Annotated in this window: 23 protein-coding genes; all 23 read left to right on the top strand. The window is 41.5% G+C overall.

Annotation, left to right across the window (positions count from 1 at the left end; genetic code table 11):
• Positions 1-118: 118 nt before the first annotated feature.
• The 23 genes from rpsJ to ACFIMW_RS07200 all read left to right on the top strand — a co-directional run bounded on the left by rpsJ (position 119) and on the right by ACFIMW_RS07200 (position 11,820).
• On the top strand, positions 119-427 hold the full coding sequence (rpsJ, locus tag ACFIMW_RS07310; RefSeq protein ID WP_005773267.1) for a 30S ribosomal protein S10: 309 nt from the start codon (positions 119-121) through the stop codon (positions 425-427).
• Positions 428-454: 27 nt separating this feature from the next.
• Positions 455-1,192 (top strand): 50S ribosomal protein L3, encoded by a 738-nt coding sequence (rplC, locus tag ACFIMW_RS07305; RefSeq protein WP_375606720.1) that lies wholly within the window; start codon positions 455-457, stop codon positions 1,190-1,192.
• A gap of 2 nt (positions 1,193-1,194) precedes the next feature.
• Entirely contained in the window at positions 1,195-1,815 is a 621-nt protein-coding gene (gene rplD, locus ACFIMW_RS07300) for a 50S ribosomal protein L4 (RefSeq protein WP_375608615.1), read from the top strand.
• Positions 1,812-2,105: a 50S ribosomal protein L23 gene (locus tag ACFIMW_RS07295; RefSeq protein WP_375606718.1), complete on the top strand. Its 294-nt coding sequence runs from the start codon at positions 1,812-1,814 to the stop codon at positions 2,103-2,105. The genes rplD and ACFIMW_RS07295 overlap by 4 nt, the downstream gene beginning before the upstream one ends.
• A 20-nt stretch (positions 2,106-2,125) precedes the next feature.
• Positions 2,126-2,959, top strand: a complete 834-nt coding sequence (gene rplB / locus ACFIMW_RS07290) for a 50S ribosomal protein L2 (protein WP_375608616.1) — start codon at positions 2,126-2,128, stop codon at positions 2,957-2,959.
• Between the two features lie 15 nt (positions 2,960-2,974).
• On the top strand, positions 2,975-3,253 hold the full coding sequence (rpsS, locus tag ACFIMW_RS07285) for a 30S ribosomal protein S19 (RefSeq protein WP_004855734.1): 279 nt from the start codon (positions 2,975-2,977) through the stop codon (positions 3,251-3,253).
• Between the two features lie 2 nt (positions 3,254-3,255).
• The gene (gene rplV / locus ACFIMW_RS07280) at positions 3,256-3,645 is read left to right on the top strand and encodes a 50S ribosomal protein L22 (protein ID WP_273791407.1); all 390 of its coding nucleotides are present in this window, start codon (positions 3,256-3,258) and stop codon (positions 3,643-3,645) included.
• Positions 3,645-4,355, top strand: coding sequence for a 30S ribosomal protein S3 (gene rpsC, locus ACFIMW_RS07275; RefSeq protein WP_375606716.1), 711 nt, complete (start codon positions 3,645-3,647; stop codon positions 4,353-4,355). The genes rplV and rpsC overlap by 1 nt, the downstream gene beginning before the upstream one ends.
• Positions 4,356-4,391: 36 nt before the next feature.
• The gene (gene rplP / locus ACFIMW_RS07270; RefSeq protein WP_375606715.1) at positions 4,392-4,805 is read left to right on the top strand and encodes a 50S ribosomal protein L16; all 414 of its coding nucleotides are present in this window, start codon (positions 4,392-4,394) and stop codon (positions 4,803-4,805) included.
• Between the two features lie 12 nt (positions 4,806-4,817).
• Positions 4,818-5,018 carry a 50S ribosomal protein L29 gene (gene rpmC / locus ACFIMW_RS07265; RefSeq protein ID WP_375606714.1) on the top strand — a complete coding sequence of 67 codons (201 nt, stop codon included), beginning with the start codon at positions 4,818-4,820 and terminating at the stop codon, positions 5,016-5,018.
• 11 nt (positions 5,019-5,029) lie between these two features.
• Positions 5,030-5,269: a 30S ribosomal protein S17 gene (rpsQ, locus tag ACFIMW_RS07260; protein WP_375608617.1), complete on the top strand. Its 240-nt coding sequence runs from the start codon at positions 5,030-5,032 to the stop codon at positions 5,267-5,269.
• A 144-nt stretch (positions 5,270-5,413) separates the two neighbouring features.
• Positions 5,414-5,782, top strand: coding sequence for a 50S ribosomal protein L14 (rplN, locus tag ACFIMW_RS07255; protein WP_004855715.1), 369 nt, complete (start codon positions 5,414-5,416; stop codon positions 5,780-5,782).
• Between the two features lie 12 nt (positions 5,783-5,794).
• On the top strand, positions 5,795-6,109 hold the full coding sequence (gene rplX / locus ACFIMW_RS07250; RefSeq protein ID WP_375608618.1) for a 50S ribosomal protein L24: 315 nt from the start codon (positions 5,795-5,797) through the stop codon (positions 6,107-6,109).
• The gene (rplE, locus tag ACFIMW_RS07245) at positions 6,102-6,659 is read left to right on the top strand and encodes a 50S ribosomal protein L5 (RefSeq protein WP_375608619.1); all 558 of its coding nucleotides are present in this window, start codon (positions 6,102-6,104) and stop codon (positions 6,657-6,659) included. Before rplX ends, rplE begins: the two co-directional genes overlap by 8 nt.
• A gap of 24 nt (positions 6,660-6,683) precedes the next feature.
• Positions 6,684-6,989 (top strand): 30S ribosomal protein S14, encoded by a 306-nt coding sequence (gene rpsN, locus ACFIMW_RS07240; protein WP_375608620.1) that lies wholly within the window; start codon positions 6,684-6,686, stop codon positions 6,987-6,989.
• 14 nt (positions 6,990-7,003) lie between these two features.
• Positions 7,004-7,402, top strand: coding sequence for a 30S ribosomal protein S8 (gene rpsH / locus ACFIMW_RS07235; protein ID WP_375608621.1), 399 nt, complete (start codon positions 7,004-7,006; stop codon positions 7,400-7,402).
• Positions 7,403-7,441: 39 nt separating this feature from the next.
• Positions 7,442-7,975, top strand: a complete 534-nt coding sequence (gene rplF / locus ACFIMW_RS07230; RefSeq protein ID WP_375608622.1) for a 50S ribosomal protein L6 — start codon at positions 7,442-7,444, stop codon at positions 7,973-7,975.
• Between the two features lie 12 nt (positions 7,976-7,987).
• A complete protein-coding gene (gene rplR, locus ACFIMW_RS07225) occupies positions 7,988-8,350 on the top strand; it encodes a 50S ribosomal protein L18 (RefSeq protein WP_375608623.1) in 363 nt (120 codons plus the stop codon).
• A gap of 111 nt (positions 8,351-8,461) precedes the next feature.
• The gene (gene rpsE / locus ACFIMW_RS07220) at positions 8,462-9,010 is read left to right on the top strand and encodes a 30S ribosomal protein S5 (protein ID WP_375608624.1); all 549 of its coding nucleotides are present in this window, start codon (positions 8,462-8,464) and stop codon (positions 9,008-9,010) included.
• Positions 9,011-9,041: 31 nt separating this feature from the next.
• Positions 9,042-9,248, top strand: coding sequence for a 50S ribosomal protein L30 (gene rpmD / locus ACFIMW_RS07215; RefSeq protein ID WP_375606709.1), 207 nt, complete (start codon positions 9,042-9,044; stop codon positions 9,246-9,248).
• A 20-nt stretch (positions 9,249-9,268) separates the two neighbouring features.
• Positions 9,269-9,736: a 50S ribosomal protein L15 gene (gene rplO / locus ACFIMW_RS07210; RefSeq protein WP_375606708.1), complete on the top strand. Its 468-nt coding sequence runs from the start codon at positions 9,269-9,271 to the stop codon at positions 9,734-9,736.
• Between the two features lie 162 nt (positions 9,737-9,898).
• Positions 9,899-11,245: a preprotein translocase subunit SecY gene (secY, locus tag ACFIMW_RS07205; protein WP_375608636.1), complete on the top strand. Its 1,347-nt coding sequence runs from the start codon at positions 9,899-9,901 to the stop codon at positions 11,243-11,245.
• Complete coding sequence (locus ACFIMW_RS07200) at positions 11,242-11,820, top strand: adenylate kinase (protein ID WP_375608625.1); 579 nt, start codon at positions 11,242-11,244, stop codon at positions 11,818-11,820. The genes secY and ACFIMW_RS07200 overlap by 4 nt, the downstream gene beginning before the upstream one ends.
• Positions 11,821-11,899: the final 79 nt, after the last annotated feature.

Genomic DNA, 11,899 nt, shown 5'->3' with positions numbered 1-11,899 from the left:
ATTCGTGAAGGTGGTCGTACTGTTGGTGCCGGTATCGTCTCTAAGATCATTGAATAAATAATGCTTGTTGAGTGCTTTGATTATTGAAGGCACTTTGTATAACAGGGAAATAAAGAGCATGAACAGTCAGAATATTCGCATTCGCTTGAAAGCGTTTGATCATAGAATTCTTGATACGTCGACGCGTGAGATCGTATCGACTGCTAAACGTACCGGTGCAAATGTCCGTGGTCCCATTCCGCTTCCTACGCGGATTGAGAAGTTTACGGTCAATCGTGGACCGCATATCGATAAGAAAAGTCGTGAGCAGTTTGAGATGCGAACACATAAGCGTCTTCTTGATATTGTTGATCCAACGCCGCAAACAGTGGATGCGCTTATGAAGCTCGATCTTTCTGCTGGTGTGGATGTAGAAATTAAGCTCTGAGGTTTGAGGACAGAAGGAACAGACCCGATGCGTTCAGGTGTAATAGCACAGAAGCTGGGCATGACCCGTATTTATAATGATGCTGGTGAGCATGTGCCGGTGACGGTACTTCGTTTGGAGAATTGTCAAGTCGTTGCTCAGCGTACAGTTGAAAAGAATGGTTATACTGCTGTTCAATTAGGTGTAGGCTTTGCTAAGGTTAAGAATACTTCACAAGCTCTTCGTGGACATTTTGCTAAGGCTTCTGTTGAGCCTAAAGCCAAAATAGCAGAGTTCCGTGTGAGTCCCGACAATCTTCTTGATGTTGGTACTGAGATTACAGTGGAACATTTTGTTCCAGGACAAAGAGTTGATGTGACTGGTACCAGTATTGGTAAGGGGTTTGCTGGTGTTATGAAGCGACATAACTTTGGTGGACATCGTGCTTCTCATGGTAATTCTATCACACATCGTGCTCATGGTTCTACAGGGCAGTGCCAAGATCCTGGTAAAGTTTTTAAAGGCAAAAAAATGGCTGGCCATATGGGGCAAGTGCGTGTAACAACACAGAATATTGAAGTTGTTTCCACTGATAGTGAGCGTGGTTTAATTTTAGTGCGTGGTGCTGTTTCTGGTTCTAAAGGTTCTTGGATTTTGATACGGGATGCTGTGAAGAAGCGTCTTCCTGATAATGCTCCAAAGCCTGCTGGTATTCGCCGTCTTGTGAAGGAGAAAGCGGAAATGGTTACTCCGGTGACGGAAACCTCTGAAGTTGAGGGAGCCTAATAATGGATCTTGTAATTAAAACTCTTGATGGTAATGAAGCTGGCAAATTAAAGGTTTCTGAAGCTATTTTTGATCTTGTTCCGCGTGAGGATATTTTGCAACGTGTTGTTCGTTGGCAGCTTGCACGTCGTCAGCAGGGAAGTCATCAATCCCAAGGTCGTTCTGATGTGTCGCGAACAGGGGCAAAAATGTTTAAACAGAAAGGAACTGGGCGTGCTCGACATTCATCTGCACGTGCACCGCAGTTTAGAGGTGGGGGTAAGGCACATGGACCAGTGGTTCGTAGCCATGCGCATGATCTTCCTAAAAAAATTCGTGCTCTTGGATTGCGTTTTGCGTTATCTGCGAAATTAAAAGCAAAAGATTTAATTATTGTGGATGAGTTGACTGTTAAGGATGCTAAAACGAAAATGCTTGTTTCTCATTTTTCTAAGCTTGGATTTAATAACGCTCTCTTGATTGGTGGTAAGGAGATTGATATTAACTTTTTTCGTGCAGCCTCTAATATCCCTAATATTGACATTTTGCCTATTCAGGGAATTAATGTTTATGATATTTTGCGTCGCAGCAAACTTGTTTTATCAAAAGCAGCTGTTGAGGCTCTTGAGGAGCGTTTTAAATGACAGATCTTCGCCATTATGATATAATTATTAGTCCAGTTATTACTGAAAAGGCGACTATGATTTCTGAATACAATCAAGTTGCTTTTAATGTCGCGCCGAAAGCGACGAAGCCTGAGATTAAGGCTGCTGTTGAAGCGCTTTTTAGCGTAAAAGTTAAAGCAGTTAACACGATAGTCCGTAAGGGTAAAGTGAAGCGTTTCAAAGGTATAGTTGGTCGGCAGAGTGATGTCAAAAAAGCGATCGTAACTCTGGCCAGTGGTCAGACTATCGACGTTTCGACAGGTCTTTAAGAGGCTCGGAGATAGGAATAATGGCACTTAAGCAGTTTAATCCAACGACACCTGGGCAGCGTCAGCTTGTTATTGTGGAACGTTCTTGCCTTTATAAGGGAAAACCTGTAAAGATGTTAACTGAAGGTTTGTCTTCAAAGGGTGGACGTAATAATCGCGGTCGTGTTACTGCTCGTTTTCAGGGTGGTGGACATAAACGTAGTTATCGGTTTGTCGACTTTAAGCGTCTTAAACGTGATGTTTCAGCAAAGGTTGAGCGTTTAGAGTATGATCCTAATCGTACCGCTTTTATTGCTTTAATCCGTTATGAGGATGGGCAATTGAGTTATATTCTTGCACCACAGCGTCTTGGTGTTGGTGATTATGTTATGGCTGGTTTAAATGTAGATGTTAAGCCGGGTAATGCTATGCCTCTTGCTAATATGCCTGTAGGTACAATTATTCATAATGTTGAGATGAAGCCAGGAAAAGGCGGACAGATTGCACGTTCAGCAGGTGCTTATGCGCAGTTGGTTGGACGAGATCATGGTATGGCTATTCTTCGTTTAAATTCTGGTGAACAGCGTTTGGTTCCCAGTAGCTGTTTTGCAACTGTTGGCGCTGTTTCAAATCCTGATCATGGGAATATTAATGATGGTAAAGCAGGTCGGTCACGTTGGCGTGGTAAGCGTCCACATGTTCGCGGTGTTGCTATGAACCCCGTTGATCATCCACACGGTGGCGGTGAAGGTCGTACATCAGGGGGGCGCCATCCAGTATCTCCTTGGGGTAAACCTACGAAAGGTAAGCGTACGCGCTCTAATAAAGCCACTGATAAGTTTATTATGCGTACGCGTCATCAACGCAAGAAATGAGAAAGGTAGTCTGAAGTGGTTCGTTCAGTTTGGAAAGGTCCGTTTGTTGACGGCTATCTTCTTGGTAAAGCAGAGAAGGTACGTGCAAGTGGGCGCAATGAAGTTATAAAAATATGGAGTCGTCGCTCTACTATTTTGCCGCAATTTGTTGGTTTAACTTTTGGTGTTTACAACGGTAATAAGCACATTCCTGTTTCTGTTTCTGAAGAGATGGTTGGGCATAAGTTTGGTGAGTTCGCTCCTACCCGGACTTATTATGGTCATGGTGCCGATAAAAAAGCAAAGAGGAAGTAGGAATGGGAAAAGCTAAAGTTTCGCGCCAACTTAAAGATAATGAAGCAAGAGCTGTCACACGGACAATTCGTGTTAGTCCGCAGAAACTTAATTTAGTTGCTGCAATGATTCGTGGTAAAAGAGTTAATGTCGCACTCGCTGATTTGATGTTTTCACGCAAGCGTATTGCTGCTACTGTGAAAAAAACGCTTGAATCAGCAATTGCAAATGCAGAAAATAACCACGATCTTGATATTGATTCGCTTGTTGTGGCGGAAGCTTATGTTGGTAAGTCGATAGTGATGAAGCGCTTTCATGTTCGTGGTCGAGGGCGAGCGAGTAGAATTGAACGTCCATTTTCGCATCTTACTGTTATTGTTCGTGAAGTTACCGAAAAAGTGGAGGCCGCGTAATGGGTCAGAAGATCAATCCAATAGGACTTCGTCTTGGTGTTAATCGGACTTGGGACTCTCGTTGGTATGCTGATAGTGGTGAATATGGACGTCTTCTTCATGAAGATTTGAAAATTCGTTCGTATGTGCTTGAGGAGCTTAAACAGGCGGCTATTTCTAAGGTCGTTATTGAGCGTCCTCATAAAAAGTGTCGTATTACGATTCATTCTGCACGTCCTGGTTTGATTATTGGTAAAAAAGGTGCTGATATCGAAAAGCTTCGTCATAAACTCTCAGAAATGACGGATGCTGAAACTTCATTGAATATTGTGGAGATTCGTAAACCGGAGATTGATGCAACAATTATTGCGCAATCAATTGCTCAACAGTTAGAGCGTCGTGTTGCTTTTCGTCGTGCAATGAAGCGTGCTGTTCAGTCTGCTATGCGTCTTGGTGCGGAAGGTATTCGTATCAATTGTTCTGGCCGTCTTGGTGGTGCTGAAATTGCTCGTATGGAATGGTATCGTGAAGGTCGTGTTCCACTTCATACCTTGCGTTCTGATGTTGATTACGGTACAGCAGAAGCTAAGACCGCTTATGGTATTTGTGGTATTAAAGTTTGGGTCTTTAAGGGTGAGATTCTTGAGCATGATCCGATGGCTTCAGAACGTCGTGCTACGGAAGTTGATCAATCTGGTTCTTCATCGAATCGTCGCCGCGAAAATGCTTAGTTTTTGAGATTGAACTAAAATTTGGAGTAGAGAACAATGTTGCAGCCAAAGCGCACAAAGTTCCGTAAACAGTTCAAAGGCCGTATTCACGGTTTTTCGAAGGGTGGTACGGATTTGAATTTCGGTGCCTACGGTTTGAAGGCTGTTGAGCCGGAGCGGGTTACTGCTCGTCAAATTGAAGCGGCGCGTCGTGCGATTACACGTTATATGAAGCGTTCTGGTCGTGTGTGGATTCGCATTTTTCCAGATCTTCCGGTTACATCTAAACCGACTGAAGTTCGTATGGGTAAAGGTAAGGGAAGTGTTGATTATTGGGCTGCACGTGTTGCTCCTGGGCGCGTCATGTTTGAGCTTGATGGCGTTCCGGAGGATGTTGCACGTGAAGCACTAAGATTGGGTGCTGCAAAGTTGCCTATAAAAACGCGTTTCATCCAGCGTATTGCTGAATAATGAGGTTAAGCGATGAGAGCCACAGAATTACGGGCGCAAACGCTCGACCAAATGAAAGATGAATTGGCTAAGTTAAAGAAAGAGCAATTTAATTTGCGTTTTCAAAAAGCAACAGGTCAATTAGAAAAGACTGCGCGCGTTAGACAAGTTCGTCGTGATATTGCGCGTATTAAAACTTTTCTTCGTCAAAAAATAAGTGAAAGTAAGGTTTAAGGAAATAAGAGATGCCTAAACGCGTTTTGCAGGGTGTTGTTATTAGCGACAAAAGTGATAAGACTGTTGTTGTCAAAGTTGAACGCCGTTATTCTCATCCGCTTCTTAAGAAGACTGTTCGGCAGTCTAAAAATTATAAAGCGCATGACGAAAACAACCAATTCAAGATTGGGGATCAAGTTTCTATTCAAGAATCGAGACCAATTTCGAAAGATAAATGTTGGATTGTTGTAAAAGACAATGTAACGTAATGAGTTAAGCTTATTGTTTTAGAATTTAACAGTGTGGTTATCATTGATAAATTTGAAGGCGATAACTTTATCGTTATTTGGCAGGCAAATCCGAGTGTGTAAAAGATACAATCGGATATATGTGTTAAGAGAAGGTGGCCAGTCATGATTCAGATGCAAACAAACCTCGACGTTGCTGATAATTCTGGAGCGCGTCGTGTCATGTGCATCAAAGTGTTAGGCGGTTCAAAGCGGAAATATGCTTCGGTCGGTGACATTATTGTTGTTTCGGTTAAGGATGCAATTCCTCGTGGCCGTGTTAAAAAAGGTGATGTTATGAAAGCTGTTGTGGTTCGTACTGCTAAGGATATTCGTCGCGCAGATGGTAGTGTCATTCGTTTTGATAGTAATGCTGCGGTTTTAGTGGATAATAAAAAAGAGCCGATCGGTACGCGTATTTTTGGACCTGTTCCTCGTGAATTGCGTGGTAGGAATCATATGAAGATCATCTCTCTCGCTCCTGAAGTGCTGTAAGGAGTAGATGTTATGCAGAAGATTCGAAAAGGTGATAAAGTTGTTGTTTTATCCGGTAAGGATAAAGGATGTAGTGGTGAAGTAATTAAGGTTAATCCGAAAGATAATAAGGCTTTTGTTCGTGGGGTTAATATGATTAAACGTCATCAACGTCAAACGCAGAAGCAAGAAGCTGGAATTATTTCTAAGGAAGCTCCAATTCATCTGTCTAATTTGGCGATTGCTGATCCTAAAGATGGTAAGCCTACACGTGTAGGCTTTCGTATGAATGCAGATGGTAATAAAGTGCGTTTTGCCAAGCGTTCGGGAGAGTTGATTAATGACTGAGGAAAGACAAATACCGCGTATGAAAGCGCATTATTTTGAAGTGATCCGTAAAACGCTTCAAGAAAAGTTTAATTACAAAAATGCGATGCAAATTCCGCGGATTGATAAAATTGTGATAAATATGGGGATAGGTGAAGCGACTGCTGATTCGAAAAAGCCTTCCCTTGCTGCTGAGGATTTAGGACTTATAACAGGTCAGAAGGCCGTTATTACGCGTGCACGTAATTCTATTGCAACCTTTAAGGTTCGTGAAGGAATGCCTCTTGGGGCTAAAGTTACATTGCGTAAAGATCGTATGTTTGAGTTTTTAGATCGTCTTGTTACGATTGCTCTTCCGCGGGTTCGTGACTTTCGTGGTTTAAATCCAAAAAGCTTTGATGGTCGTGGCAATTTTGCTATGGGTATTAAAGAACACATTGTGTTTCCAGAAATTAACTATGATAAAGTTGATCAAATTTGGGGCATGGATATTATCGTTTGTACGACAGCAAAAACGGATGATGAAGCTCGTGAATTATTGCGTGCTTTTAATTTTCCTTTTCGTTCGTAACGGCAAACGTAGCGAGGTGAAATTATGGCCAAAGTAAGTGCCGTTGAAAAAAATAAACGTCGTAAGGTGATGGTGAAGCGTTATGCTGCACGTCGTGCACGTTTGAAAGCAATAGTGATGGATCAGAAGGTTTCTCTTGAAGAACGCTTTAAAGCTTCCGTTCAATTAGCAGAATTGCCACGTAATTCTGCAAAAGTTCGTGTTCGTAATCGCTGTGAGGTTTCAGGTCGTCCACGGGCTTATTACCGTAAGTTAAAAATGTCGCGAATTGCATTGCGTGAACTTGGCTCTGTAGGCCATATCCCTGGTATTGTAAAGTCTAGTTGGTGAGAGGAGATTATTCAATGTCTATGTCAGATCCTCTTGGTGATATGTTAACACGTATTCGTAATGCACTTGGTCGTAAAAAAGGCAAAGTGGTTACTCCGGCTTCGAAGCTTCGTGCACACGTTCTTGATGTTTTGCAGTCAGAAGGTTATATTCGGGGATATAATCGCGTTGATTTAGGTGATGGAAAAGCTGAAATTGAAATCGAGTTGAAGTATTTTGAAGGGTTGGCTGCTATTCGTGAGATTTCACGTGTGTCAAAGCCAGGTCGTCGTGTGTATGTTTCCGCTAAGTCGCTTCCGCAGGTGGCAAATGGTTTAGGTATTTCGATTTTATCGACTCCTAAAGGCGTTATGGCGGATCATGAAGCGCGTGAACATAATGTTGGTGGAGAACTCCTTTGTCGTGTTTTCTAAGTTATGTCAAGAAAACGGAAGAAAAAGTAGGTTAGAACAATGTCTCGTATTGGAAAGAAACCCATTTCAATTCCTTCTGGAGTTACTGCTACTGTTGAAGGTCAGCTGGTTAAGGCAAAAGGTCCAAAAGGTGAACTCAGTTACGTCGTTAATGATGAAGTCTTAGTCAAACTTGAGGAAAATGTTATATCAGTTGCGCCGCGGGATCAATCAAAAGATGCGCGCTCTAAATGGGGTATGTCGCGCTCAATGATTGAAAACATTTTTTGTGGTGTAAAAGATGGTTTTGAAAAGAGATTGGAAATCAATGGGGTTGGTTATCGTGCTGCTTTGCAGGGTAAGGATGTTCAACTATCTTTAGGTTTTTCGCATGATGTGGTTTATAAAGTTCCATCAGGTGTTACTGTAACTGTTCCTAAGCCCACGGAGATTGTTGTTTCTGGAATTAATAAACAGCAAGTTGGGCAAGTCGCAGCAGAGATTCGCGAGTATCGTAGACCTGAGCCTTATAAGGGTAAAGGCGTTAAACATGCAGATGAACATATCTTCCGTAAAGAAGGTAAAAAGAAATAAGGATTTTGTATTATGGTTTCATCTAAGGACATTATCCGGCGTCGTGCAAGACGTGTTCGTCGTAGGATCAAAATGGTTTCTCATAATCGTCCTCGACTTAGTATTTATCGTTCAAATCAGAATATTTATGCTCAAGTTATCGATGATTTACGGGGATGTACACTTGTTTCAGCTTCTACTCTTGAAAGTGATTTAAAGAAGTCGTTAAAGAGTGGTGCTGATAAAGAAGCTGCCTTTGCTGTTGGTAAGTTAATTGCTGAACGTGCGAAGCAAGTTGGTGTGAGCGACGTGGTTTTTGATCGTGGAGCCTATGTGTACCACGGTCGTGTCAAGGCTTTGGCTGAAGCTGCTCGTGAAGGTGGTTTGAATTTCTAAAATTTCCTCTTTATGAGTGCGTAAGGAGAGTTTAGAGCATTTCATTTAGGTTCTTCTGGTTTGATGAGGAGCTTTATTATCGTGCTTCCGGAAAAGAAAAAGGAATGAGGAATGGCACAAAAAGAACGTAGTGAAAGAGAAGAACGCGATAATGAGTTTGTCGATAGGCTCGTTCATATTAATCGTGTTGCTAAAGTTGTAAAGGGTGGACGGCGTTTTGGTTTTGCTGCTCTTGTTGTTGTTGGAGATCAAAAAGGGCGTGTGGGTTTTGGTCATGGTAAAGCTCGTGAAGTTCCGGAAGCTGTTCGTAAAGCAACGGAATCTGCAAAGCGTGGGATGATTTATGTTCCGCTTCGGTCTGGACGCACATTGCATCATGATCTTGAAGGTCGTCACGGAGCGGGGCGTGTTTTATTGCGTTCAGCTTCTGCGGGTACTGGGATTATTGCTGGGGGGCCGATGCGGGCTATTTTTGAAGCTCTTGGTATGCAGGATGTTGTTGCAAAATCATTAGGATCTTCGAACCCTTATAACATGGTTCGTGCAACATTTGATGCATTGAAACATCAAATGCATCCTCGAGATATTGCTGCTCAGCGTGGTATAAAATACTCAACTTTGCAGGCGCGTCGTCGCCATTTAGTTGATGTAGAAGGGTAGTTTCTGAGATTATCAGAAAAGGAATTAGGAAATGGTTCAAAAAAAATCTCAGAGTGGTAAAACTGTGATGGTAGAGCAAATTGGAAGCCCTATTCGAAAATCACAGATTCAGCGTGCAACCTTAAAAGGGCTTGGATTAAATAAGATGCGTCGGCGGCGTGTTTTAGAAGATACACTTTGTGTACGGGGTATGATTGCTCAGGTTCGGCATCTTGTTCGCGTTATAGATGAAGATTAAGGGTTGCAGGAGTATTAGATATGAAACTCAATGAACTGCGTGATTGCGAAGGCGCAACAAAAAATCGTAAGCGTGTTGGACGAGGTATTGGCTCGGGTATTGGTAAGACTGGTGGTCGCGGTGTCAAAGGACAAAGGTCACGTTCTGGTGTTTCCCTTAATGGTTTTGAAGGTGGGCAAATGCCTATCTATCGTCGTTTACCGAAACGTGGATTTAAGAATTTCTTCGCCAAAACCTATAATGAAGTTTCTTTGGGACGTATTCAGTCAGCCGTTGATGCAGGAAAGTTGGATATTGAAAAGCCTGTTGATATGATTGCTTTGAAAGAGGCTGGTATTATTCGTCGTAAAAAGGATGGGGTTCGTCTTCTTTCTGATGGTGATTTGAAAGCTAAGATTATCTTTCATGTTTCTGGAGCTTCAGAAGCTACTCGTGTTAAAGTTGAAAAAGTGGGTGGTCAGATTATTTTTCCTGATGTTGTTCAATAATTTTTTTGATATGAGTAGAGATCTGAAGAAGGGTTATATATATTCTGCAAAATGTTTTGTGTGGAATTTTTTAAGTTCCGCATTTATTCTTGTATAAAGATATGAGTTTTAGGGTTATACTTCTGTGATTTAAAGAACTGGAGTGTGAAGTGGAGACGTTTTATGGCATCAGCAGCAGAGCAATTTGCTTCCAATATAAACTTCGGTACCTTTTCGCGTGCAACTGAATTAAAGAAACGCATCTGGTTTACTCTGGCGGCACTTCTTGTCTATCGTTTTGGCACTTATATCTCTCTTCCAGGTATTAATATTGATGCTTTACGGCAAACCTTTGAACATCATGCATCAGGTGTATTAGGACTCTTTAATATGTTTGCAGGAGGTGCTGTTGGGCGTATGGCGATTTTTGCGCTGGGTATCATGCCTTATATCTCAGCATCTATTATTGTACAGTTGTTAACATCTATTATTCCTTCTTTGGAGACTCTTAAAAAAGAAGGGGAATTAGGTCGTAAGATTATTAATCAGTATACGCGTTATGTAACAGTTGTATTGGCAATTCTACAAGCTTTCGGTATCGCGGTTGCGCTTGAAAGCGGTATAGGGACAGGGCTTCAAATTGTTTTAGAACCAGGTCTGATGTTTCGTATCTCTTCTGTTATTACACTTGTTGGTGGGACAATGTTTCTCATGTGGCTTGGCGAGCAAATTACGTCACGCGGTGTTGGTAATGGGGTTTCTCTCATCATTTTTACAGGAATTGTAGCTAACTTTCCTTCTACTTTTGCTCAGCTTTTAACAGCTCATAGCCAAGCTGATTTATCAACTTTTCTTTTAATAGGGATCGTCCTTATTGCTGTTTCGGTTATCGGACTTATTGTTTTTATAGAGCGTGCGCAACGGCGAATTCTTATTCAGTACCCGAAGCGTCAGGTTGGTAATCAAATGTTTCAAGGCGATATGTCGCATCTTCCTTTAAAGTTGAATACTGCTGGTGTTATTCCACCTATTTTTGCTTCATCTTTATTGTTATTACCAGCTACTATTAATAACTTTTCTGATAAAATGCCACAATGGGTTCAGGCTATTTCTTATTCTCTTGGTCATGGACAGCCACTTTATATGATCGTTTATGCATTTTTAATGGCGTTTTTCTGCTTTTTTTATACGGCGATAGTGTTTAATCCAAGTGATACTGCAGATCAGTTGAAAAGACATTCTGGTTTTATTCCAGGGATTCGTCCAGGTGAACGCACAGCCCAATATATTGATTACGTTTTGACACGTATTACTGTTGTGGGGGCACTTTATATCATCTTGGTTTGTTTGTTGCCTGAATTTATGATATCTGCATTACAGGTTCCTTTTTATCTTGGGGGGACGTCCTTGTTGATTGTTGTTACTGTCACACTTGATACAGTTGCTCAAATTCAGGGATACCTTGTTGCTCACCAATATGAAGGGTTGATAAAAAAATCAAAACTTCGTGGAGGTAGAAGGAATCGATGAGGATTATTCTTTTAGGTCCTCCAGGAGCGGGGAAAGGGACGCAAGCTAAAATGTTGACTGAAGAATATAACATTCCTCATTTATCAACAGGAGATATGTTGCGTGAGGTTATTACTAAAGAAACGGAAATTGGTAAAAAAACTAAGAGTATTATAAGCTCTGGTTCTTTAGTTCCTGATAGCATTGTTAACCAAATCGTATCAGATCGGATTGATGAAACTGATTGTATAAATGGTTTTGTTTTGGATGGGTATCCACGAACTGTGCAGCAGGCAGAAGCGTTACAACAGATATTAGAGTTAAAAAACATGCAGCTTGATGCTGTTATTGAGTTGCGTGTTGATGAAGACGTGTTGATTGAACGTATGAAGATGCGTGTTCAGGAAACAATAGCGGCTGGTGGACAGGTTCGCTTAGATGACAATCCTGTTGTTTTTGCAAAAAGATTAGTAGAATATCGTGAAAAAACAGCTCCCTTATCAAAATTTTATTCGGAGAGGGGAATGTTAAAGGTCGTTGATGGAATGATTGGTGTTGCTGAAGTGGCACGTATGATTAGAGGGTTTCTTTCATAAGATTTTTTTAGAAGTAAATGAAAAGAGTTGACTTTTGAGATGAAATCTATCACAAATAAATTCAATTTATTTCAGTGAA

Origin of the sequence: Bartonella sp. AC329YNZD, from assembly GCF_042196685.1 — a bacterium.
GTDB lineage: Bacteria > Pseudomonadota > Alphaproteobacteria > Rhizobiales > Rhizobiaceae > Bartonella.
Note: the sequence above shows the minus strand (reverse complement) of the source record. Positions and strands in the feature narration are given on the sequence as shown.